The sequence below is a fragment of the Variovorax sp. P4_B10 genome (genome assembly GCF_056402375.1).
In genome coordinates this window covers 28,971-52,378 of record NZ_JBFUHN010000008.1, presented here as the reverse complement: position 1 = coordinate 52,378, position 23,408 = coordinate 28,971, and the positions used below count along the sequence as shown (strand labels likewise).

Below are 23,408 nucleotides of genomic sequence, written 5' to 3'. Positions count from 1 at the left end.
CTCATTCAGGCGGCGTGGCCTGTCGTTTTAAGCCGCAAGCTGCTGAAGACGGCCGCCACCGCCGCGCAGCAGGCCGCCAGCACCAGCGCCACCACAGGGCCATGGCCGCCGTGCGGACTCCACACGCTGAAAACGCCCGCCAGCACCACGGCTCCCAGCGTCTGGCCCGTCAGCCGGGCCGTGCCCAGCATGCCGCTGGCCGCACCGCTTCGGTGCGCAGGCGGGGAACTGACGATGGTGTGGTTGTTGGGCGACTGGAACAGCCCGAAGCCGAAGCCGCACAGCGCCATGCGCCAGGCGATGTCGGCATTGGCCGGGTGCGCCGGCAGCGCCGCCAACAGCGCGAGGCCGGTGGCCAGCAGGCCCAGCCCGATGCCGCCGAGCAGCCCATCGGGGTAGCGGCCGATCAGCCGACCGGCGATCGGCGCCATCACCACGATGGCGAGCGGCCAGGCGGTGATGAGCAACCCGGCCTCGATGTGGCTGCGGCCGTACACGTCGAGCAGCAGGAACGGCAGCGCGATGTAGGCCAGCATCTGCGCGCAGAACGCGGCGACCGAGGTGCCCATCGACAGCGCGAACACCGGAATGCGCAGCAGGTCGATGGGAAAGAGCGGCACCGCCAGCTTGCGCTGCCGCCGCAGGTAGACGAAGCCGACCGCCAGCCCGGCCAGCAGGACGACCCAGGCGGACCACTGCCCGCCACCGCCCTGCACGCCCCCTTCGCGCACGCCCAGCCGGTCCACGCCGAGGAACACGAGCGAGAACATCAGCACGTTGAGCGCCACGTCGACCGGCGAAAACCGCAGCCCGGCGGCCGGCGCCACGCGGTTGAACGGCAGCGCCCTCATGCCCAGCGCGAAAGTGACGAGGCCCAGCGGCACGTTGATGGCAAAGAGCCAGGGCCACGACGCCACCGACAGGATCGCCGCAGCAACGGACGGGCCGGCCACCGACGAGGTGGCGACCACCAGCGAGTTGATGGCCATCCCCTTCCCCAGTTGCGCCGAGGGGTAGGTCAGCCGGACGAGTGCCGCGTTGACGCTCATGATCCCCGCCGCACCGAGCCCTTGAAAGGCCCGCGCCGCGATCAGCGTGCCGAGCGAGTCGGCAAAGGTCGCGGCCAGCGACGAGAGCGTGAACACCGCCATGCCCACGAGATAGACACGCCGGTAGCCCACGAGATCGCCGAGCGAGGCCAGCGGCAGCAGCATCACCAGCGTGGCGATCTGGTAGGCGTTGACCACCCAGATGGCCTGCGACGGGCTCGCCTGCAGTTCGCGCGCGATGCCCGGCAGCGCAAGGTTGACGATGGTGCCGTCGAGCACCGCCACGATCAGCCCGAGGATGATGACCAGCATCGCCCAGCCGCGGGCAGGCTGGGCCAGCCCGTCGATGGGCTGCAGCGTCTTGTCTCCGGCATCCGCCAGCGCGGCGCTTGGGTGTATCGAGCTCAAGCTTGCTGCGTCCTGCGTGTGGGTTCGGACCGCACGCTGCCCAGCGTGAGCCAGGTCAGCACCAGCGCGATCAGCGCGCCTGCGGCCATGCCGGCCACCATCGGCAAGGGCCGCCCGTCCGTGAAGAAACCCACCACCGCCATCGCCAATGCGCCCGTCAGCATCTGCAGCGTGCCGAGCAGCGCCGAGGCCGTGCCCGCGATGGCGCCGTGCATTTCGAGCGCCAGCACGCCGGTGGTCGGAATCACCAGGCCCATGAAGCCCGAAGCGATGAAGTACAGCACGATGAGCACCCAGAGGCTGTCGCCGCCCATCGCGAAGTAGACGAACATCGCGACCATCGCCGTACCGCAGGCCACCACACCGAACTTGACGAGGTTGACCAGCCCGTAGCGCTCGCCGAGCGAGCCGGTGAATTGCGAGGCGCCGATGAAGGCCGCCGCATTCACGCCGAAGGCCACGCTGTAGAGCGCCGGCGAGAGGCCATAGTGGCCGATCATCACGAACGACGAATTGGCCAGGTAGGTGAAGAAGCCCGCCATCGCGAAGCTGCCGATGAACACCAGCCCGAGGTAGTGCCGGTCGCGCAACAGCAACCAATAGCCCGACAAGGCGCTGCCGAGGCTGCTTTCGACGCGCTCCGAGGCGGGTCGCGTTTCATCGAGGAGCTTGACCGTCATCGCGAGGCCCGCCACTGCGGCAACCGTCACGGCCCAGAACACGCCGCGCCAGCCCGTGAAGGCGATCACCGCACTGCCCGCGAGCGGCGCGAGGATCGGCGACACGCTGAACACCAGCATCAGCAGCGACATCAGCCGCGCCGCGTCGGTGCCGGTGTGCAGGTCGCGCACCACGGCGCGCGGAATCGCCATGCCGGCCGCGGCACCCAGGCCCTGCACGAAACGCAGCGCAATCAGCGTCTGGATGTCGGTGGCCAGGGCGCAGCCCACGCTGGCCAGTGCGAACAGCGCGAGGCCGGCATAGAGCGGCGGCTTGCGCCCGACCATGTCGGAGATCGGACCGTAGAGCAGCTGGCCCGCACCGAGCGACAGGAAGAACGCCGTGAGACTCATCTGCACCGCGCCGATGTCTGCGCGCAGGCTCTGCCCGATGGCGGGCAGCGCGGGCAGGTACATGTCGATGGCGAAAGGCCCGATAGCCGAAAGCAGACCCAGCAACAGGGCCATCTTGAAGAAGGGAGAAGAACGCATCGAACCGATTGTCGCCAAGGGCGGCCATCGGTGCAGGCGTGGGGTCGGCCCTCAGACTGCGCTAATTCTGGAAGAAGAATCGGCTGGCCAGAACACCAGCGCCCGCAGTTCGATGCTGCGGCGCGGCGGTGCCTCGGGTGCGCCGGTCGGGTCTTCGAAAGCGGTGTGCGCCGTGAAGCGCGCGGTGCCGTCCTCGCGCGAGTCGTAGATCTTCAGCAGCAAGGCCTCGTCGGGCCGCAGCCTCGGGAACCAGTACCACTGGTGCCTGGGGTTCCAGGTGAAGGAGTAAGTCTCGCCCACCCTGTCGGGGTAGACCAGGTCGCTCGGCACCATGTCCTCGAATGCGATGGAGCGCGCATCACACAGCGCGAGCGGCAGGCGCTCCACCGTGGCCAGCGGGCGCCACAGGTTGACGATCGCGAAACGGTGTTTCAGGCGCACCTCGGCTTCCTCGGGCGGCAAGTGGTCGCGCACGCGCCGCGGCGCGGAAACGAAGGTCTGGTCGTTGTGCACGCGCCGCACCGGCTCGCGCAGCGCGGCCGTACGGCGCGAGCCCTGCGCGCTGTCGCGCAGTGTATGGTCGAAGATCACGATCTTCTCGGCGCCCGTGACGTCGCGCAGCAGCGCTTCGGATTCGCGGTAGTAGATGTCGCGGATCGTTGCGTCATGCGAAAAATCGGCCACTGCGCTGCGGTGCGATATCTGCGTGAAGCCGCTGCGGTCGAACGACAGTTCGCGCAGCGCAACGAGCGGCCGGCCGTCGCGGATCGTCACGCGGTGCGGCTCCAGCTCGCCGGTCACCCAGGGCACGCCCGGCGGTGGCTCGAAGGTGTAGCTCACCGGCCTGCCCTGCCCGGCCTTCAGGTAGTTGAGCTCCCCTTCCACCGAAGAAAGCGTGGCGGCCACCAGGTGGCCATTCGATGCGGTGCCCATGCGGCATGACTCCTCAGAAATGTTCCTTGAACGGGCGCAGATCGAGTTCCTGCGTCCATGCGCTGCGGTGCCGCACGTGCTGCAGCAGAGACGGAAGGCATGAATGAGGCAGAAGGCTATACCTGCGCCCCGGCGCGCGGAACGATGCAAAAGCGATAACCTTATTTGTTGGCTGGTCGGCACGCAGCCCGCTTGACGTGTCTCGAAATTTCGCGATGACGCGAACGGCGGCTACGCTATCGGCTTCCCGGACCGCTCCCACAACGAATCACAGCATTGCCTTCCAGGAGTAGCTACCCATGGCCCACGCCCGCACGATCCGTGCCGACCTTTTTCGTGTCTTCCTTCTGACCCTGGTGTCGCTCTTCGCCATTCCGGCGGCGACACTGGCCTTCACCGAATACGCGCTGCGTTCGCAGGACGCCGAATTCCTGCAGTCGATCGAAAAGCGCATCACCGCCGACGCCGGCCTGTCCGCCGACGACAAGGCGCGCGCCACCGAGTTCTATCGCAGCCACCCGCTCTCCAAGGCCTGCGACGCCACCGCGCCGGAAGACAAGAACTTCCACGACAAGGTGTGCAGCCCCTACTCGATGCACTGGCAGTTCCACTGGGCCGACCGCGCCGCCGTCTGGACGCTGGCGCTCGGCGCGGCCTTGCTCGCGGCAGCCCTGGTGCTGGGCGCGCTGGCCTTCGCCAACCGCGGCCTGCGCTATGCCAGCTTCGTCGCGGGCTGGCGGCTGATGACGGTGTCGAGCGCGGTCGAGGTCGTGCTGCAGAGCGCGATGCTGGTATGGCTCTCGTTCTGGCTCACCGCCTACTTCTGGCAAAGCTACTACATCAAGCTGATCGTCATTGCCGGCGTCGCGGCCGCGGCAGCCGTGTTCTATGCGGTCTACACGCTGTTCAAGAAACTGCCTTCCGGCAACGAGATCGAAGGCGAAGTGATTGCCGAGGCCGACGCGCCGCGCCTGTGGGACCGCATCCGCCAGCTCGCCGGCCGTGTGAAGACCGCGCCGCCCGACCAGATCGTTGCGGGCATCGACACCAACTTCTTCGTCACCGAAGCGCCCTGCGAGGTGCGCGGACGCACGCTGCACGGCCGCACGCTGTTCGTCAGCATTCCGCTGCTGCGCGTGCTCGACCAGTCCGAGGCCGACGCGGTGCTGGCCCACGAGCTGGCCCACCTCGGCGGCGGCGACACCCGCAGCAGCGCTGCGCTCGGCCCCAAGCTGCTGCAGTTCGACCAGTACACCTGGAAGATGCGCAGCGGCGGCCTGACCATCGTCGCGCACTACCTGCTGCGCCTCTACCGCATGATCTTCGCGTTCGCCCTCGCGCGCGACAGCCGCGAGCGCGAGTACAAGGCCGACCGCGTGTCCGCGAGCCTCACGGCGCCGAGCGCCATCGTGCAGTCGCTGATCAAGATCTCGGCCTATGCCAGCTACCGCAACGACGTCGAGCAGAAGCTCTTTGCGCAGAACCGCCAGCACGACGGCGCGCTGGGCATCGCCGGCTTCGTGGCCGCGGGGCTGCCGCCGTATGCCGATTCGGACGCGTTCATCGAGACGATGAAGACCGCCGACGTGCCGCATCCCTTCGACAGCCATCCACCGCTGCTCGAGCGCATGCGCAATGTCGGCCACCATGTGCCCGAGAGCGCCTACGGTGCCATCGTCTCGACCGCGCCGCAGGCCACCTGGGCCGACGACATCGAGACCGCCACCGCCATCGAGCAGCGCCTGTGGAGCGACTACGAGCAGCGCTTCGTCGCGAACCACGAACTGAGCCTTGCCTACCGCTACGAACCGGCCACCGAGGAAGAGCGCGCCGTGGTGCTGCGCCACTTCCCGCCGATCGCATTCCCGCTGAAGAACGGCGAACGCATCGAAGTCGACTACGCCGGCCTGCACCCGAGCGCCGATGGCGGTTCGTCGATCCCGTGGGACGAGGTCAAGGACCTGACCTACAAGGACGGCAGCTTCGGCGACACGCTGATCGTCACGCACCACGACAAGGGCATGCTGGGCGCACGCACCACCAAGATCAAGCTGGGCGGCCTCGGCAAGCAGAAGGAGAACTTCAAGGGCGCCGTCGGCCACTACTGGCAGCGGCACCAGGTCATGAGGGCGCAGCAAAAAGAACGGCAGGCGTCGTAGCCGAACCCAGCATCGGGCACGGCGCGCGGTCGGAGCAGGCAGCGCCGGGCCGAGCGTCATTCGCAATCCATCGACAGGAGATTTGATGACCATCCAGCGCACCGGCCACAGGTACCGCGACGCCGAAACAGGCCGGACGATCGACGTCTGGTTTCCGGCACAGGGCGCCCGGCGCAACAGGAGCTGCCTGGCCGAGAAGGTCGGGCTGATCTCGGGCGACACCGTCGATGTGTCGATCGAGTCCCTCGACGCCCCGCCCGTTTCGACCGAAGACGCCTACCTGCGCCTGCACCTCCTGTCCGAGAGAGCCGTCCGTCCCAACAAGCTCAACGTCGAGGGGATCTTCGGCCTGCTGCCCAACATCGCATGGACCTCCGCCGGCCCGGTGTTTCCCGGCAAGGTGGAGCAATTGCGGGACCTGGTTGCGTCCGAGTACCACCACCTCACCGTGCCCTCCATCGACAAGTTCCCGCGCATGACCGACTACGTCGTTCCCGAAGGCGTGCGCATTGCCGATGCCGACCGCGTCAGGCTGGGCGCGTACCTGTCCGCGGGGACGACCGTCATGCACGAAGGCTTCGTGAACTTCAACGCGGGCACGCTCGGCGCGTCCATGGTCGAGGGACGCATCACCCCCGGGGTCACCGTCGGGACGAACTCCGACGTCGGCGCGGGGTCCTCCATCATGGGCACCTTGTCCGGCGGCGGGAAAACGAAGAACTCCATCGGCGACCGCAGCCTGCTGGGCGCCAATGCGGGCATCGGGATCTCGCTCGGCAACGAATGCATCGTCGAGGCGGGCCTCTACGTCACCGCCGGAACCAAGGTGAAACTGCCCGACGGCAAGGTCGTCGCGGCCAAGCTGCTTTCGGGTCAATCCGGGCTGCTGTTTCGCCGGAACAGCCAGACCGGGGCCGTCGAGGTTCTGCCCACGAGTTCGGCGCGATGGGGCGGGCTGAACACGACGCTGCACAGCAACGACTGAGGTTTCGACGAAGCCGCGTACTAGCCAGCCTTGCCGCGGCCGCTCTTCCTGGCGCTTTCGGCACGCGGGGCATCCGTACCTGCCGAGGCACTGCCGCTGCTCGCCTGGTCGACCCACAACAAGGCGTCGACGTACGACATGAACCGGTTGAGGTACTCCGGCGACAGGTCGCGCATCAACGTGAGCGATCGATGCACGAGGTTGTGCGAGTTGAGGGGGCCGGCATTCTGCGGCAGCTTCGCCAGCGACTGCGTCAGCCGTCGTTCGGCGCTGAGCCTGGACCAGGTGCTTCTGAAGTACTCGAGCGTCTTCAGTCTGTGGGCCGCCGCCCCGTCCCCCTGGGAGGAAGCATGCCGGGCAAGGTGGTCGGCGAGTTCGGCGAGCGCCCCGCGAGCGGGTTGTTCGGCCGGAGTGCCTTCGGCGCGCGGGGCCTTTTCGAGATCCTCGCCGTACGCCACCAGCAGCCCGGCCACCTTGTCGTCCAGGATGCGCCGCGCATCGCCGCTGTGGGCGGCCGCCCTTCTCGCCAGCGTCTCGATGAAATGAAAACGGACGGGGTCCAGGCGATAAGCGCCACGCTCGCGCCAGGCGTCGAGCGTCGCACCGGTCCCGCTGCTTGCCTCTTCGCTAGCCACGGGGTTTGGCGATGGCGTCAGACCGCCTCGGCGTGGGCGCCATTTCCACGCGCCGGTTTCTGGAACGTCCGTCGGCATCGGCATTCGACGCCACGGCCTGCTCGGCGCCGAACGCCGCCGCAAATATGGAGGATGAAGGAATGCCTTCCTCGATCAGTGACCGGGTCACCGTGAGGGCCCGCTGGGCCGACAGCTCCCAGTTGTCGGCGAACTGGCGGTTGCCTCCCCGCACCTGCCGGTCGTCGGTGAAGCCGCTCACCATCAGGATCTCGTCACGGGCCTGGAGGTAGGCGGTCAGCGGCGCGGCCAGGCTCTTCAGCAATTGCCGGCCTTCGGGCTGCAACTCCGCGGAGTTCAAGGCGAACAGCACGTTGCCACTGATGCCGATGCGCCCGTTGTTCAGCGTCACCCGGCCCGCCGCCAGCGGCCCGGCCAGGGCCTGCTCGAGTGTCTGCAGCCGCTGCGCCTCGGCCTTGCGCTGCTTGACCTCGGATTCCAGCTGGGTCGCGAGTTCCAGCTGCATGCCGATCACGCACACCAGGATCAGCACGAAGGCGCCCAGCAACCCGGACATCAGGTCGCCGAAGACGGCCCACACGGGCACCGCCGACTCCACGCCGGCGTCGATGTCTTCCGTCGTCACGCTTCGCTGCCCACGGCCGCCCGCTGGCTGGCGAGCTCCTGCAGGTCCTCGACGATCTGCTTCTGCGACAGGATGCTGAGGTCGATGACCTCTCTGGCCTGCGCCACGTAGTACGCCAGCTGCTCGTCGCTGCGCGCGATGGACTTGCCGAGCGCGCCTTCGATGCGCTGCAGCTGCGCTCCCATCTTGTCGTTCGATTCGGTGAACAGCTTGACGGCGAAACCGAAGGCCTCGCCCAGGCTTGCCACCTCGACCGCGCCGCCGGTGATCTGTGCGGCGATGTCGGCCATCTTTCCGGTTTCCGTCTCGACCTTGTCGGTGAAGCGCGAGCCCACGCGGTCGAGCAGGTCCGCCGACGAGGCGACCAGCGCATCGATGGCCGAGCGCTGTTCGGTGGAGGCGTGGTTCACCGCGCCCAGCAGGGTCTCCAGCGTGCCCAGGATGCGGCTGCGCTCTTCGAGCATGGCGTTGTCGCGCACCATGCTGTCGGACAGCTTCTGGCGCAGTTCGGCAATCACTTCGGCCGCGGCGCGCGGTGCTTCGGAGGCCGCCTGCATGAGCTGGGCGATCTCGGCGATGGTGGTCTTCGCGTGGGCTTCGGTCTGCGCCGAAATGTCGGTGGCGGTTTGTGCCAGCGTCTTGCAGATCTCGTGCTGCTGGCTCTCGCTGCGCGCACCTGCCTGCTGCCATTCCTGCTGCAGCGACACGGCCATTGCCTCGAGCGACCGGGTCCAGGCCGCAAGGCGTTGCTGGTCGCGCGACGCCATCTCGGTCTGCAGGTCGGTGTGCGCCTGGCCCACCGTGCCCAGCAGCGAGGCCGAGTGTTGTTCGAAGGTGGCCGCGGCCGCGGTCAGCGCTTCGTGCGTGGCCCTGGACAGGTTCTCGCCGACGTTCTGCTGCTGTGCCAGGGCGCTGCGCCAGGTGTCCGACATGCTGCCGACCGTGGCTTCGAGGCGGGCGGAGACGCCCTCCACCAGCGAGGACGAGCGTTGCTCGAAGGTCTGCGTGAACTGGTCCAGCGTGATGCGCAAGTCTTTGGCCTGCGCCTCGCTCGTGCGCTGTTGCCCGGCGAGCGCGGTCTTCCAGATGTCCGCGACGGTGGTGGTGGTGGCCTCGAAACGGCTCGACAGCCCGTCCAGCTGCCGCTGCACGCTGTGCCCGACGGTGTCGTGCAGCGAGGCGGTTTCGCGCGCGATGCCGGCCATCGTGGCTTCGACCACCGGCTGGATCGTCGCGCCGGCCGCACGGGCGCTTTCGGTCAGACTGTCCTTCAGCGATCGGCCCACGGAAGAAGCCAGGCCTTCGTACACGGCCTCGGCCTTGCTGTGGAAGTTGTCCTGGCTGGAGATCAACCGCTCGTTCAACGCGTGGCTCTGCCGCTCCATCGCCGCCATCATGAGCTGGAGCCGATCGACCAGCACGGGCATCGCCTCGCCCTGCCGCTGCAGCAGCTTGAAGGACTCCTCGCGCTGATGGGCCAGCGAGAACACGCGCAAGGTGGTTGCGATGCGCGTGTCGAGCAGTTGCGCGGTCTGCAGCCTGTCGCGCCGGCACAGGGCCGAGACCAGGCCCAGCATCGCGGAAGCGGCCACGCCCGCGAGCGATGTGCCGAAGGCCACGCCCAGGCCCTTGACCGGCGCGGCCAGCGAGGCGCGCATGGCCTGCAGGTCCGATGCGCTTTCCAGCGCCGTGCCGGTGCCGTTCAGCGTGACCACCATGCCCAGGAAGGTGCCCAGCATGCCCAGCAGCACCAGCAGCCCTGCGAGGTACGGCGTCAGCGTGGGACCGGGCAACCCGACGCGCTCGCCCTCGACGCGCAGGCGCACGGCGTTGCGCAGGGACGGATGCATCTTGTCCAGCCACTGGCCCAGGCTGGCCGGAGCCTCGGCCATGTCCGCCACGGCGCTTGCCAAAGTGGTAGTGGCCTGGTCGAAGCGGTGAAGCTCCAGTGCGCCCATCAGGTAGAACGCGCCGATCAGCACCGTGATCGCCAGCGCCAGCGGGTTCGCGCCGATGTACCCGACGCCGACCCAGCACACGGCAACGAGGCCGACAAGAAAGACGATGCGATGAAGAAATCTGGTCATGAAACTCTGGTTACCTCGTGCGAAGGGCTTCGAGCAGCCCTTCGACTGGTTGAAATCGGATGTCCATCTCGGCGAGCAGCACGTCGTGCATGTCCTTGCGGAACACGTTGAGCCACGCGCCGGGTCCGGCCTCGGGGTCGGTGTCGACCTCGGCCTGGCGCAGGCGCTCGAAATGCTTTTCGAGCATCGCGGGCACGGCGGCCAGCAAGCGGTGCTCCTGCGCGCTCAGCACCTGCTCCATGACCACATCCACCGCCGCCAGCCGCGCCATGTCGGGCGACCGGCTCGCCAGCGTGGACCGCAGCCGGCCGCGCAACGGGCCGATGCTCGTCTCCATGGCCTGCTGCCTGGCGAGGTAGCGCCGGCGATGGGCCGCGAAGTCGGCCGTGGTGTCCACGGGGGCGTTGCGTGTGTCGTCCGCGATGGCGTTGGCCAGCGCGGTTCGCACACGGGTGAATTCGCGTTCTTCGGCGGTGCCGGACGCGCGCGCGCCGGATGAGGACGCAATCGCCGGATTGCCGTTCAAAGCCGCAGACAAAGAGATCGCATCGGTCCAACCGAGCCATTGGCTCAATCGATCCGCGAAGGCTTGCTTGGGCTCGGGAACTTCGATGTCGGTCAGTCGAGCGAGCAAGCGAATCAGCGCCGAGCCGGTGAAGCCTGTGCGCCGTGACACTTGCACCATACCGCCAGTCGGAAAAACCTGGCAGTCTACACTGCCGACCCTCCCCGAATGGCCCCTTGGCCACCCGCCGTTGCTTTGCGTGACATCTTGCCGGTGCCGGTCACAAGCCAGCGCCGGATCAGCGGTTCTCGCGATGTGCCACGCCGTGCTCGTCGGTCCAGCGTCCGGACCATGTGAGCGGATACAGCTGCTGCCGCCAGAAGCCCTTGGGCACGTAGTCGCCCACCACGCCGTAGTTGTCGGGCCAGATCTTGTTCTTTTCGGCCTTCACCGCCGTGCCGAACAGATAGTCCCAGAACGCGAAGTGCGCGGCATAGCAGCGGTCCAGCCCTTCGGCGTCGCGGCTGTGGTGCCAGTGATGGAAATTGGGCGTCACGACGAGGTAGCGCAGCGGGCCCAGCCGCACCGAGGCGTTGGTGTGGTTGAACACCGCCTGCACACCCGCGATCAGGATGTAGACGTTGATCACGCCCTGCGAAAATCCGAGCAGGAACGCCGGCGCGAGGATCACCACGGTCGACAGCACCGTCTCCACGCCGTGGGTGCGGCTGCCCGAAATCCAGTCCATGCTTTCGGCGCTGTGATGGATGGAATGCAGCCGCCAGCCGATGGAGGTCTCGTGATAGAAGCGATGCAGCCAGTACCGCGCGAAGTCGGTGATCAGGATCAGCAGCAGCAGCGCCCAGCCGAACGGCAGATGCCGCACCCAGCCGCGCAGCGTGTCCTGTGCCACCGGATCGAGGCCGGCGAGCATGCCGCTCACGCCGTAGAGCACGGCGTAGACCAGAAACAGCGTGAGGCCCACCAGCAGATGGCCCGTCACGAAATACATGAAATCGGTCTGCCACTCCTTGCGGAAGACCGGCATGTCGGGCCGCAAGGGCCTGAGCTTTTCGATGGTGGTGAACAACAGCGTGGTCGCCAGCAGGTCGAAGATGAACCAGTCGATGCCGAGGTAAGGCATGTTGCCGGTCACCCCGCCCACCGGCAACCAGCCATGCCCGGTGGCGCTCACGCCCAGCCGCGACCCCACCACGGACACCGCCAGCCAGAACAAGGCCCAGGCCGACAGGCGCCGCACGCGGTTGAAGACGATGTTGGTCAATGCGAGCGCGCCGCACAGCACCATCGCGACCAGCAGCACGGTGCGCATCGCATCGAAACTCAGGTACTCGCGCACCTTGGGCGTGCTCAGGAAAACCGGAAACTGGAACATCAGAACGGCCAGCATGCTGAAGTTGGCGAGCACCAGGGCCAGCATTCCGCTCACCATGCCCTTGCCGGGTCGAAGCGGACCATGAGAGAGCGCGAGGTCGACGCCCTTGCGGATTTCCTGGGCCACATCGGCCTTGAGGCGGTCGGAGGGGGATGGCGTGGTCATGGAGGGGGAGAGCCTTCGCGGGGAGCGTGTCGTCAGCGTAATCTAACCTCACTCGCACTCACCTCGGTCGCCTCCTCAGTACAGCGTCGCCTGCTGCCTCGTCGGCAGTTCCCGGTCATACGCCGCTCCATCGAACGCCGAGTCGGTCAGCGCCGACAGAATGGCCCCGGCCGTCGGCACTTCGCGTTTCGCATCTGCCGCCACAGGCGCCCAGAGCTTCGAGCGCTGGATCGCGCGGGCGCATTGGAAGTACACCGTCTCCACCTGGATCTCGATCACGCATTGCGGCAGCTTGCCGTCGACCGCGAAGCGCGCCATGACATCGGGCGCGACGGTGATGCGCCCTCTTCCGTTCACGCGCAGCGTTTCGCCGACACCGGGAATCAAGAAGAGCAAGGCCACGCGCGGGTCCGTCACGATGTTGCGCAGGCTGTCGATGCGGTTGTTGCCGCGGCGTTCGGGCAGCAGCAGCGTCTTCTCGTCCTGCACCGCCACGAAGCCCGGTGGGTCGCCGCGCGGCGATGCGTCGAGGCCGCCGGGGCCGGTGGTGGCCAGCACCGCAAAGGGCGATGCGGCAATCAGCGCCTGGTAGGCCGGGTGCAGGTAAGGCACTTCCTTCTTGAGGGAGGCTTCACCGGGCTGGCCGAACAGGGCTTCCAGCTGGGCCACGGTTTCGATGGCATGGGGCGTCGTCATGACGTTCGCTCCTGGGTGTGGGTATGAGGCATGGAATGTAGCGACGGACTCCTGCCGCAGGCCAGCGCCGTCGCTGCCAGCAGCAAGGCGGCAATGCCGTAGATCCAAGGCGGCGACGCGACCGGCAGCAGCAGCCCGGCGATCAGCGGCCCGGTGCCGGCACCGATGTCGCGCCACACCGAGCGTGTGGCCAGCGCATGCAGGCGCTCAGGCCCCGGTGTGCGGCGGGCCACGATGGGCGGCAGCAAGGGCAGCTGCAAGGCGCGCAGCACCACGATCAGCGCCGCGCAGCTCCATAGCCAGCCCAGGCCGAAGCCGACGAGCGCAATGGCCGTCACGAGCGAGAGGCTCACCAGCAGGCGCTCGGCGCCGAAGCGTTCGGCCAGGTGGCCGCCGACAGGGCTCAGGAAGATTTCCGCAAGGTAGCGCAGCGCCATCAGCAGGCCGGCCACGATCACCGCACCGCCAGGCAGCAGGTCCTTGCCGAGGTAGGACAGGCCGACGATGAAGAGCCCGTCGAGCGCCAGCCCTTCCATGAACGACCAGCCGTCGAGGCTGTTGGGCCGCGCGAAGCGCCGCGCAGGCTTTTCCGTGCGGTGCGGCGTGGAAGGCAGCCGTCTTGTCGCGAACACCGCCAGCAGCGAGAACACCGCGAGGATGCCGAAGATCGCGCGCGGCCCGGTCCAGTGCGCCAGCAACGCGCCCAGCGGCAGCGCCAGCACCGGCCCCATGGCGATGAAGGCGCGCGAGCGTCCGTTGCGGCGGGCCGCGCCGACGGGATCGGCGGTGGCCAGCGCCTGCGTCGAAAGATTGAGCGCCGCGAAGCACAGGCCCCACGTCAGCCGCAGCGGCAGCAGCGCCCAGAAGCCCGAGAGCGTGGCATAGCCCACGCCGCAGACAGCGGCGGCCACGACGGCAATGGTGCAGGTGAGCCGGTCGCCATGGCGTGCATAGAAGCGCGCCACCCAGCCGTACCCGGCAATGCGCACCAGCCGGTTGGCCGCGAGCAGCATGCCGGCTTCCGCCAGCGTCACGCCGAACTGGTCGGCATACATCGGCAGCAGCAGGTAGAGAACCACGTCGGCCGGCAGCGAGAGCCCGAGCGCGATGGCCGCGTGGCGGGAATTCAGGTCGGTGGAATCAAGGGATGGAGGGCGTTGGGCAGGAGGCATCGAGGCCGCATGGTGCGCCGCGGCAAGGCAGGCTGACAAACGAGATTAACGCCCCTCATGCGTGAGAAAATTGCACACATGCCGCTTCGAGAACCGCCCCTCAATGCCGTGCGCGCCTTTGTCGCCGCGGCCCGCCACCAGAGCTTCACACGCGCGGCGCTCGAGCTTCATGTCACGCACAGCGCGGTGAGCCGGCAGATCAAGAGCCTTGAGGAATGCCTGGGCGTCGCGCTGTTCGAGCGCCGTGTCCGCCAGGTCACATTGACTGCCGAGGGACAGCAGTTCTTCGCCGAAGCAGGGCCAGCGCTGGCGCAGATTCACGCGGCCGCACGCGCGCTTCAGGCACAGGGTCCGGCGCGCGCGGTCAGGATCAACGTGCGGCCCTCCTTCGCTGTGCGCTGGCTCATTCCGCGGTTGCCTTCGTTCGTCGAACGCTATCCCGACATCGAGCCGCAGGTCGTCACGAGCACCCTGATGCCGGAGCAGGCCACAGGCAGCTTCGACATCGCAGTGCGCCGCGGGCTCGAAGGCTGGCCGCCGTCCATCGACGTGCGGCCCTTCCTCGAAGACGAGATCCTGGTGGTCGGCGCGCCGGCCCTGTTCAGGACGCATCCGCTCGCGGACCTGCGCACGCTCGCATCGCATGTGCAGCTGTCGGCCAAGACACGCAAGGAAGACTGGGACGCCTGGAAGAAGCACGTCGGCGCACCGCGCACGAAGCCGGCGGGCCAGCTGCAGTTCGATCATCTGCACTTCGTGCTGCAGGCCGCGGTCGACGGGCTGGGCATCGCGCTTGCGCCGACCTCGCTCGTCGCGCACGACTTGGCCTCGGGCCGGCTGCAGTCGCCGCTGCCCGCGCTGCGCATGACGCTGAGCCGCTACTACTATGGCCTCGCGCCCGACGCTGCACCCGAGGCACGGCATGTGGCGGCGTGGTTCGAGGAAATGCGGGCGAACCTCGACCCGCGATGACACGGATGCTCGCAGGTCCGGAAACGGCCAGCGCCGAATGAGGCCTCCCCGCACGATGAGGTTTTCCGCCTGAGCCTCATCCCATGTCTTCCGCCCTTCCCCGTTCGTTCCTGAATCTCGCGTGGTCCAACCTCGCGGCACAGTCCGCCGAGCAGCTGAGCCTCGCGGCCGTGCCGCTCGTTGCCGTGCTGATGCTCGGCGCCGGGCCGGGTGAAATCGGATTTCTCGCAGCCGTCCAGACCCTGCCCTTCCTGCTGGTCTCGATGCCGCTGGGGCTGCTGGCCGATCGCATGTCGCGCCAGCGGCTGATGGTGTGGGCCGAGGGATTGCGGGCAGTGTCGCTGCTGGCGCTCCTGGCCATGGTGTTGGCATCGAAGCTCAGCATCGGGTGGCTAGCCGTGCTCGGGTTCCTGGGCGCCGTCGGCACCGTGGGCTTCAGCGTCGCGGCGCCGGCCCTGGTGCCTGCGCTGGTGCCCCGCGAAGCGCTGGCCCTGGCCAACGGCAGGCTGGAGCTCGCACGCAGCGCGGCGTTCACCGCCGGCCCTGCGCTTGCTGGTGCGCTGGTCGCCTGGGCCGGTGCCTCTGCGGCCTTCGTGCTGGCGGCCGTGCTGTCGGTCGCCGCCGTGGCCCTGCTGCTGCGGCTGACCGAGGCGCCGCGCTCATCCGCTTCTCGACGCCATCCGCTGCTCGAGGTCCGGGACGGCGCCCGCTTCGTCTGGCAACACGAACTGCTGCGGCCGATGGCGATCACCGGTGCGGTCTTCAACATCTCGTGGTTCGTGCTGCAGGCCGGGTATGTGCCTTATGCGGTGCGGGTGCTCGGTCTCGGCGCACAGGCGGTGGGCTTCACGCTGGCCATGTACGGCGCGGGCATGGTGGCGGGCGCGTTGCTGACGTCGCGCGTGGTGGCGCGGCTGCCCTTCGGCCGCGCCATCCAGGTCGGGCCTGCGGTGGCGGTGATCGCTGCGGCCGTGATGGCGGCCACGCTCATCGTTCCGGCAGCATCGCTCGCCGCGCTGTCGTTCTTTCTCTTCGGTGCGGGCCCGATGGTCTGGGTGATCACGTCCACCACGCTGCGGCAGAGCGTCGTGCCTTCGACGATGCTGGGCCGGGTGTCGGCTGTGTTCCTGACGATCAATTCAGGCGCGCGGCCTGTCGGTGCGGCGCTGGGCGGCGCCGTGGGTGCCGTGTGGGGCGAACCTGCTTGCCTGCTGCTCGCGCTCGCAGGCTTTGTGCTGCAGGCCGTGATCATCTTTGCTTCGCGCGTCACGGCGCTGCACCGCCTGCCGGTTCCTGCGATCTGACCGGCTTCAGAACAGCGAGGCCATTCCGTTCGGCCGCGCGCCTTCGATGTCGAGCATGCGCAGCTTGGTCAATGCGCCGCCGCCCGCCGAGAATCCGCCGGGCTTGTTGCCTGCCGCGAGCACGCGATGGCACGGCACCACCGGTGCGAACGGGTTGTGGCCCATGGCCTGCCCGACGGCGCGCGACAGGCCCTTGTCGCCGAGCTCGGTCGCGATCTCGCCGTAGGTGCGCGTCTGGCCCGGTGGAATGCGCCGCGCCATCGCATAGATGCGTTGGTGGAATTCCGACACGGCGCTCATGTCGAGCACGATGTCGCTCAGGTCGTTGTCGGATGTGCCTTCCAGCAAGGCCTGAACGGCCGCGATCGCGCGCTGTGCGCTCTCGGGCGGCGGGGCCTCGGGCAGCTCCGGAAAGCGGCGCCGCATGCGGGCCCGCGCGGCGGCTTCGCCGTTGTCTTCGGGCAGTTGCACGCCGATGAGCCCGCGCGGCCCCCAGGCCAGCGCACAGGTGCCGATGGCGGTCTCGAAAAGGGCAAAACCCGGCTCGATGGATGCGTTCATCGCGCCATTTTCTGCCAACCCCTTATTCCTGCCTCGAGGCCAGGGTCTGCTTCAGCAGATGGCGCTCCAGCAGCACGGCCACATGCACCGCCTCGCGCTGCGCCCCATCGCCGATCTGGTGCCGGCAGCTGGTGCCGTCGGCCACCACGATGGCATCGGGCTTCGCACGGATCGCGGGCAGCAGGCTGGCTTCGGCCATCTGCATCGACACGTCGTAATGGCTGACCTCGTAGCCGAAGCTGCCGGCCATGCCGCAGCACGAGCTTTCGATCAGCTCGGGCTCGGCGCCGGGGATCAGCTTCAGCACGTCCAGGATCGGGCTTACCGCACCGAAGGCCTTCTGATGGCAATGGCCGTGCAGGAGGATCGGCGCGGTCGCCGGCTTCAGCGCCAGCGCGAAGCGGCCGGCCTCGAGCTCGCGCGCGATGAATTCCTCGAACAGCAGCGCCTGCTTCGCGACCGTCCGGGCCTTGTCGCCGAAGCCCATCACCAGCGTTTCGTCGCGCAGCGTGAGCAGGCACGAAGGCTCGAGCCCGACGATGGGAATGCCGGCCTGCGCCAGCGGCAGCAGCGCGTCGATCAACGCTTCGGCGCGAACCTTGGCCTCGTCCACCATGCCGCTGGCCAGGAAGGTCCGCCCGCAGCAATGGTGCCCGCCGCGCTTCTCGACAGTGTGCAGCACATAGCCCGCGGCTTCGAGCACGCGCGCGGCCGCCAGGGCGTTCTCGCTTTCGAAGGTGCCGTTGAAGGTGTCGACGAACAGCACGGCCGCCTTGCCGCCCCGCGCCGCCACCGACAGCACCGAGGCCTGGTCGGCGAACAGCCCGGGCTCGTTGCCCTTCGCGCGCCAGAACGTATCCGAACGCCATTCGGGCAGTGAACGCTTCGCCGAAAAGCCCAGCAGTTTCTCGCCGAGCCACGCCGCACCGGGCACGCTGTTGCGCAGGTTCAGCAGCCAGGGCATCCGGCTCGCCTTGTGCGCGTAGTCGGGCATGTAGGCGACGAGTTTGTCCTTCAGCGTGTGGCCGTGGCGTTTCTTGTAGTGATCGAGAAACTCGATCTTCATCTTCGCCATGTCCACACCGGTCGGGCAATCGCGCTTGCAGCCCTTGCAGCCGACGCACAGGTCCATGGTCTCGTGCATCGCTTCGCTCGTGAAAGCATCGGCGCCGAGCTGGCCCGAGAGCGCGAGGCGCAGCGTGTTGGCGCGGCCGCGCGTCAGGTGCTGCTCGTCGCGCGTCACGCGGTAGCTCGGGCACATGGTGCCGGCGTCGAACTTCCGGCAGTGGCCGTTGTTGTTGCACATCTCGACGGCCTTGGCGAGGCCGCCGGTGCTGTCGCCGCCGGTGCCGGGAGCGGTGGTCGCCTCGGTCACCGGGTCGGCGTTGACGTTCCAGGCCGACCAGTCGAGCACCGGCTTGAGCGCGATGCGGCGATAGGGCCTGGGCGCCGTCGGCGGCGCAAAGCGGAACAGCGCACCGTCGTCCATGCGCGGCGGGTCGATGATCTTGCCGGGGTTGAACAGGTTGACCGGATCGAGCTTGTTCTTGATTGCGCGGAAGGCTTCGTTGATGGCCGGGCCGAACTGCCATTCGATCCATTCGCCGCGGCACAGGCCGTCGCCGTGCTCGCCGCTGAAGGCACCCTTGTGCTTGCGCACCAGTGCGCTGGCCTCCTCCGCGATGGCGCGCATCTTGGCGCCGCCGTCGGCGCGCATGTCGAGAATCGGCCGCACATGCAGCGTGCCGACCGAGGCATGCGCATACCAGGTGCCGCGGCTGCCGTACCTGGCGAACACTTCGGTCAGCGCATCGGTGTACGCGGCCAGGTGCTCGAGCGGCACCGCGCAGTCCTCGATGAAGCTCACCGGCTTGCCGTCGCCCTTGAGGCTCATCATGATGTTGAGGCCGGCCTTGCGCACTTCCCACAGGTTCTTCTGGCGCGCGTCGTCGGGCATCTCGACCACGCTGCCGGGCAGGCCGAGGTCGCCCATCAGCTCGACGAGCTGCTTCAGCTGCGGCAGCAGCGCGGCCTTGTAGTCGCCGGAGAACTCGACCAGCAGGATGGCCGCGGGCTTGCCGATCAGCGCGGTCTCCACGGTCGGCTTGAAGGCCGGGTTCGCCAGGCTCAGCTCGATCATCGTGCGGTCGACCAGCTCCACCGCCGTGGGGCCGAGCTTCACGATGTGCTGCGCCGCATCCATGGCCGCATGGAAGGTCGGGAAGTTCACGATGCCCAGCACCTTGGCGCGCGGCAGCGGTGCGAGCTTGAGCTTCAGGCTCTTCGTGTAGGCCAGCGTGCCTTCGGCGCCGATCAGCAGGTGCGCAAGGTTCACGCTGCCGTCGGCGGTGTAGGGCCGCTCGCTCTGGTTGTCGAAGATGTCGAGGTTGTAGCCTGCCACGCGGCGCATCACCTTGGGCCAGTGCGCTGCGATCTGCTCGCGGTGCTGGCGCGCCAGCCCGTGCACGAACTGCGCGATGCCGGCCGCCCTGGCGCCCAGCGCGGACTGCGGGCCGAACTCGACCAGCTCGCCGCTCGACAGCCACGCGCTCGCGCCCAGCACGTTGTGCACCATGTTGCCGTAGGCGATGGAGCGCGAGCCGCAGGAGTTGTTGCCCGCCATGCCGCCCAGCGTGGCCTGCGCACTGGTCGACACGTCGACCGGGTACCAGAGCCCGAGCGGCTTGAGCTTCGCATTCAGGTGGTCGAGCACGAGGCCGGGTTCGACGGTGGCCGTGCCCTCCTCCGCATTCACGTCGAGCACGCGCCTGAAATGCTTGCTGTTGTCGATGACCAGCGCCGCGCCCGTGGTCTGCCCGCACTGGCTGGTGCCGCCGCCGCGGGCCAGCACCGGCACCTTCAGGTCGCGTGCGATGTCGATGGCGGTCGCGATGTCGCGCTCGTTCGTCGGCACGAAGGCGCCGACGGGCGTGATCTGGTAGATCGACGCATCGGTGGCGTAGCGCCCGCGCGATCCGCTGTCGAACAGCACCTCGCCCTGCGTTTCGGTGCGCAGCCGGCGCGCGAGCAGCTCGCAGGTGTCGTTGGGCGGAAGAACGGTTCCGGCTGGCTGCATGTGGCTCGCGGGATCGATGCGCATGGTGTGCAGGCTCAGCTCGCCTTGGCGGCTTGTGGGTAGATCTCGCCGGCGCGCAGCAGCGCCAGCACGGTGTCGCGCTTGCGCAGCACGTGCGCCACGAGCACCTTGCGCATGGCCGGTGCATCGCGCGCAGCCAGCGCCTCGATCATCTGCTCGTGCTCGTCGACCGCATGCTTCCACTTGGTCTCGTCCTGGTTGGTGCGAAAGCGCAGCGACTGCACGCGGGCGTTGATCGAGCGGTAGGTGCCCGTGAGCACCGGGTTGCCCGCGGCCTCGTTGATGGCGGTGTGGATGCGCGCGTTGAGGCGGTAGTAGCCCGAGAGATCGCGCCGCGCGAAGCAGGCCAGCATCTCGTAGTGCAGCGCGCGCACCTCGGCCAGTTCCTCGTCGGTGATGCGCTTGGCCGCCAGCTCGCCCGACATGCCTTCGAGCATCGCCAGCACCTCGAAGGTGTTGAGCACGTCGGCCTCGGTGAGCTTCACCGCCACCGCGCCGCGGTTGGGCAGCAGATCGACCAGCCCTTCGGCCGCCAGCAGCTTGATGGCCTCGCGCAGCGGCGTGCGCGACACGCGCAATTGCAGGCACAGCTCGCGCTCGTTGAGCTTGGCGCCGGGCGCGATGTGCCCCTCGACCAGCATGGTGCGCAGGCGCGCCGCCACCTGGTCGTGCAGGGCGAGTCTGGAGATTTCGATGATGTCGGCTGTCATGGTGGTGTCCCTTGAATGCATTTTGAATGCAAAAAATAGGACTCACAACCCCCTAAATTCAGGGTAAACCAGCATACATAAACGTATTTTGAATGCAAAACTGAAAGCGAAAGGACAGTCCATGCTGCAACTCGACATCCATCCCACCGGCCGCCACTTCCTCCAGATTCCCGGCCCGAGCCCGGTGCCCGACCGCATCCTGCGCGCCATGAGCCTGCCGACCATCGACCACCGCGGGCCCGAGTTCGGCACGCTGGGGCTCAAGGTGCTCGGCGGCATCAGGCAGATCTTCAAGACCAGGCATCCGGTCGCGATCTACCCGGCTTCGGGCACCGGCGCCTGGGAGGCCGCGCTCGCCAATACGCTGAGCCCGGGCGACCACGTGCTGATGTACGAGACCGGCCACTTCGCCGCGCTCTGGCAGAAGATGGCCACGCGCCTCGGCCTCTCGACCGAGTTCCTCGCGCTCTCGGGCAGCGACGAGCACCTGCCGCAGGCACCGAGCTGGCGCCGCGGCGTGCAGGCCGAACTCATCGAGGCCCGCCTGCGCAAGGACACCGAAAAGAAGATCAAGGCCGTGTGCGTGGTGCACAACGAAACCTCCACCGGCGTCACCTCCGACATCGCCGCGGTGCGCAAGGCCATCGACGCGGCCGGCCACCCCGCCCTGCTGATGGTCGACAGCATCTCGGGCCTCGCGAGCGCCGACTTCCGGCACGACGAATGGGGCGTGGACGTCACCATCAGCGGCTCGCAGAAGGGCCTCATGCTGCCACCGGGCATCAGCTTCAACGCGCTCTCGCCGCGCGCACTCGAAGCCTCGAAGAGCGCGAAGCTGCCGCGCGCCTTCTGGGCCTGGGACGAGATCGTCGAGATGAACAAGGACGGCTACTGGCCCTACACGCCCAACACCAACCTGCTCTACGGATTGTCGGAATCGCTCGACATGCTCCTCGGCGAAGGGCTGTCCAACGTGTTCGCAAGGCACCAGCGCTGGGCCACGGGCGTGCGCGCCGCGGTCAATGCCTGGGGCCTGCCGATCCAGTGCGCCGACCCGGCGGTCTATTCGCCCGTGCTCACCGGCGTGATCACGCCCGAAGGCGTCGATGCCGATGCGCTGCGCCGGCTGATCCACCAGCGCTTCGACCTCTCGCTCGGCACCGGCCTCGGCAAGCTCAAGGGCCGCATGTTCCGCATGGGCCACCTGGGCGACAGCAACGACCTGACGCTCGTTGCCATGGTGGCAGGCGTCGAGATGGGCATGAAGCTCGCGGGCATCCAGCTGGCGGGCAGCGGCGTGCAGGCAGCGATGGACCATTTCGCGAACCACGCGGCAGCGCCCGTCGGCCTGCAGAAGGCCGCCTAGGCGCCGCACCTCGCACCGGCCGCAACGCGCTGCTCGAACGGCGCGGCGGCCACCCTCCTGCCGGGCTTCCAGGCCCGGCACGCATCGGACCCCCAACACCACGGAGACAAAGATGATGCAACGACGTTCCCTCATTCAAGCCGCAGGCGCCGCGGCTGCCACGCTGGGCGTGCCCCGCCTCTTCGCGCAGGAGTGGCCTTCGGGGCCGGTGCGCATCGTGGTGGGCTTTCCGCCGGGCGGCGGCACCGATGCGCTCGCGCGCGTGGTCGCGCAGAAGCTCACGATCCTGTGGGGCCAGCAGGTCATCGTCGAGAACAAGGGCGGCGTTGCGGGCGTGCTCGCGGCCGACTACGTGTCGCAGCAGCCCAGCGACGGCAGCACTCTGCTGATGGCGCACATCAACAGCCACGCGCTCGCACCCAGCCTGCAGCCCAAGCTGCGCTACAACGTGGAGCGCGACTTCGTGCCGATCGTGCTCGTGGGCGTCACGCCCAACCTGCTGATCGCCGGCCCCTCGCAGAAGGCACTCTCGGTGAAGGACATCGTGGCGGCCTGCAAGGCTGCACCGGGCACGGTGAGCTTCGGCTCGGCCGGTGCGGGTTCGGCGCAGCACTTGGCGCTGGAGATGTTCAAGCTGCAGGCGGGCATCGACGCACTGCATGTGCCCTACAAGGGCAGCGGCCCGCTGCTGGCCGACCTGATGGGCGGGCAGATCCAGTACAGCTTCGAGACCATGACGGCCGCCACGCCGCACGTGAAGAACGGCCGCGTGATCGCCGTGGCGCAGACCCGCACCAAGCGCGCCAAGGGCCACCCGAACGTGCCGACGATGCAGGAACAAGGCTTTGCCGGTTTCGAGGCGACCACCTGGTATGGCCTCGCTGGTCCGGGCAAGCTGCCGCCTGCGATTGCCCAGAAGGTGAATCGCGACGTCAACACCATCCTCGTGATGCCCGACGTGCAGGAGCGGCTCGATACCTATGGCGCGGAAGACGGTGGCGGCTCGCAGGACAAGTTCAAGCAGTTCATCAGCACCGAGATTGCCAAGTGGGCGAAGGTGGTCAAGGATGGCAACGTGCATGTGGAAACTTGAAGGCCCGTTCAGGGCGCGCTCACGCCGACGGTGTGCTCTGCTCCGCGAATGTCCCCCGGCGCGGCCTAAGGCCGCATGCCTCCTCCTTTATTTCGCTGCGCAGAGCACACCGCCAGCGTGATCGCTCAGAGCACTGGTTGATCGGCCGCAAACCAGCAGCGTGCCTTGTGCGCAGGGCACCGGGTGCTCCCCGCAGCGAAATAAAGGAGGAGCGAAGCGGGGGACATTCGCGGAGGGGAGCACCCGGTGGCCTGTGCACGC

General features: G+C 68.0%; 19 protein-coding genes. 6 read left to right on the top strand and 13 right to left on the bottom strand.

Translation table 11 applies throughout. The annotated features are described in order from the left end of the window. Nucleotides 1–5 precede the first annotated feature (5 nt). From AC1DXX_RS06220 to AC1DXX_RS06210, 3 genes are all read right to left on the bottom strand, one after another. Nucleotides 6–1,361 carry an MFS transporter gene (locus AC1DXX_RS06220; RefSeq protein WP_478133366.1) on the bottom strand — a complete coding sequence of 452 codons (1,356 nt, stop codon included), beginning with the start codon at nucleotides 1,359–1,361 and terminating at the stop codon, nucleotides 6–8. Between the two features lie 92 nt (nucleotides 1,362–1,453). Next, nucleotides 1,454–2,668, bottom strand: coding sequence for a multidrug effflux MFS transporter (locus AC1DXX_RS06215; RefSeq protein ID WP_478133298.1), 1,215 nt, complete (start codon nucleotides 2,666–2,668; stop codon nucleotides 1,454–1,456). A gap of 51 nt (nucleotides 2,669–2,719) precedes the next feature. Beyond that, nucleotides 2,720–3,601, bottom strand: a complete 882-nt coding sequence (locus AC1DXX_RS06210; RefSeq protein ID WP_478133297.1) for a CmcJ/NvfI family oxidoreductase — start codon at nucleotides 3,599–3,601, stop codon at nucleotides 2,720–2,722. Nucleotides 3,602–3,900: 299 nt separating this feature from the next. Here AC1DXX_RS06210 and AC1DXX_RS06205 point away from each other — a divergent pair, with 299 nt between their 5' ends. Beyond that, on the top strand, nucleotides 3,901–5,760 hold the full coding sequence (locus tag AC1DXX_RS06205; RefSeq protein ID WP_478133296.1) for a M48 family metallopeptidase: 1,860 nt from the start codon (nucleotides 3,901–3,903) through the stop codon (nucleotides 5,758–5,760). 85 nt (nucleotides 5,761–5,845) lie between these two features. After that, nucleotides 5,846–6,745: a DapH/DapD/GlmU-related protein gene (locus AC1DXX_RS06200; protein ID WP_478133295.1), complete on the top strand. Its 900-nt coding sequence runs from the start codon at nucleotides 5,846–5,848 to the stop codon at nucleotides 6,743–6,745. A 20-nt stretch (nucleotides 6,746–6,765) separates the two neighbouring features. Here AC1DXX_RS06200 and AC1DXX_RS06195 read toward each other — a convergent pair whose 3' ends face one another. The 7 genes from AC1DXX_RS06195 to AC1DXX_RS06165 all read right to left on the bottom strand — a co-directional run bounded on the left by AC1DXX_RS06195 (nucleotide 6,766) and on the right by AC1DXX_RS06165 (nucleotide 14,044). Continuing rightward, nucleotides 6,766–7,380 (bottom strand): DUF2894 domain-containing protein, encoded by a 615-nt coding sequence (locus tag AC1DXX_RS06195; RefSeq protein ID WP_478133294.1) that lies wholly within the window; start codon nucleotides 7,378–7,380, stop codon nucleotides 6,766–6,768. Beyond that, a complete protein-coding gene (locus AC1DXX_RS06190) occupies nucleotides 7,373–8,023 on the bottom strand; it encodes an OmpA family protein (protein WP_478133293.1) in 651 nt (216 codons plus the stop codon). Before AC1DXX_RS06190 ends, AC1DXX_RS06195 begins: the two co-directional genes overlap by 8 nt. Then, nucleotides 8,020–10,110: a DUF802 domain-containing protein gene (locus AC1DXX_RS06185; RefSeq protein WP_478133292.1), complete on the bottom strand. Its 2,091-nt coding sequence runs from the start codon at nucleotides 10,108–10,110 to the stop codon at nucleotides 8,020–8,022. The genes AC1DXX_RS06190 and AC1DXX_RS06185 overlap by 4 nt, the downstream gene beginning before the upstream one ends. A gap of 10 nt (nucleotides 10,111–10,120) precedes the next feature. Beyond that, nucleotides 10,121–10,795, bottom strand: a complete 675-nt coding sequence (locus tag AC1DXX_RS06180) for a DUF3348 domain-containing protein (protein ID WP_478133291.1) — start codon at nucleotides 10,793–10,795, stop codon at nucleotides 10,121–10,123. A gap of 118 nt (nucleotides 10,796–10,913) precedes the next feature. Further along, a complete protein-coding gene (locus AC1DXX_RS06175) occupies nucleotides 10,914–12,176 on the bottom strand; it encodes a sterol desaturase family protein (protein WP_478133290.1) in 1,263 nt (420 codons plus the stop codon). 75 nt (nucleotides 12,177–12,251) lie between these two features. Next, a complete protein-coding gene (locus AC1DXX_RS06170) occupies nucleotides 12,252–12,872 on the bottom strand; it encodes a pyridoxamine 5'-phosphate oxidase family protein (RefSeq protein WP_478133289.1) in 621 nt (206 codons plus the stop codon). Beyond that, entirely contained in the window at nucleotides 12,869–14,044 is a 1,176-nt protein-coding gene (locus AC1DXX_RS06165; protein WP_478133288.1) for an MFS transporter, read from the bottom strand. The genes AC1DXX_RS06170 and AC1DXX_RS06165 overlap by 4 nt, the downstream gene beginning before the upstream one ends. A 78-nt stretch (nucleotides 14,045–14,122) precedes the next feature. Between AC1DXX_RS06165 and AC1DXX_RS06160 the strand changes: the two genes are divergently transcribed. Together AC1DXX_RS06160 and AC1DXX_RS06155 are read left to right on the top strand one after the other, a co-directional pair. Next, the gene (locus AC1DXX_RS06160) at nucleotides 14,123–15,016 is read left to right on the top strand and encodes a LysR substrate-binding domain-containing protein (protein WP_478133287.1); all 894 of its coding nucleotides are present in this window, start codon (nucleotides 14,123–14,125) and stop codon (nucleotides 15,014–15,016) included. Between the two features lie 83 nt (nucleotides 15,017–15,099). After that, entirely contained in the window at nucleotides 15,100–16,320 is a 1,221-nt protein-coding gene (locus AC1DXX_RS06155; RefSeq protein WP_478133286.1) for an MFS transporter, read from the top strand. Between the two features lie 6 nt (nucleotides 16,321–16,326). Here the strand turns inward: AC1DXX_RS06155 and AC1DXX_RS06150 are convergent, their stop codons facing one another. The 3 genes from AC1DXX_RS06150 to AC1DXX_RS06140 are packed head-to-tail and all read right to left on the bottom strand — an operon-like array spanning nucleotide 16,327 to nucleotide 20,688. Next, entirely contained in the window at nucleotides 16,327–16,881 is a 555-nt protein-coding gene (locus AC1DXX_RS06150) for a methylated-DNA--[protein]-cysteine S-methyltransferase (protein WP_478133285.1), read from the bottom strand. 22 nt (nucleotides 16,882–16,903) lie between these two features. Next, nucleotides 16,904–19,981 (bottom strand): FAD-binding and (Fe-S)-binding domain-containing protein, encoded by a 3,078-nt coding sequence (locus AC1DXX_RS06145; protein WP_478133284.1) that lies wholly within the window; start codon nucleotides 19,979–19,981, stop codon nucleotides 16,904–16,906. A gap of 11 nt (nucleotides 19,982–19,992) precedes the next feature. Continuing rightward, on the bottom strand, nucleotides 19,993–20,688 hold the full coding sequence (locus tag AC1DXX_RS06140; protein ID WP_478133283.1) for a GntR family transcriptional regulator: 696 nt from the start codon (nucleotides 20,686–20,688) through the stop codon (nucleotides 19,993–19,995). Between the two features lie 121 nt (nucleotides 20,689–20,809). Between AC1DXX_RS06140 and AC1DXX_RS06135 the strand changes: the two genes are divergently transcribed. Continuing rightward, nucleotides 20,810–22,054 carry a pyridoxal-phosphate-dependent aminotransferase family protein gene (locus tag AC1DXX_RS06135; RefSeq protein ID WP_478133282.1) on the top strand — a complete coding sequence of 415 codons (1,245 nt, stop codon included), beginning with the start codon at nucleotides 20,810–20,812 and terminating at the stop codon, nucleotides 22,052–22,054. Nucleotides 22,055–22,169: 115 nt separating this feature from the next. Continuing rightward, the gene (locus tag AC1DXX_RS06130) at nucleotides 22,170–23,147 is read left to right on the top strand and encodes a Bug family tripartite tricarboxylate transporter substrate binding protein (RefSeq protein ID WP_478133281.1); all 978 of its coding nucleotides are present in this window, start codon (nucleotides 22,170–22,172) and stop codon (nucleotides 23,145–23,147) included. Nucleotides 23,148–23,408: the final 261 nt, after the last annotated feature.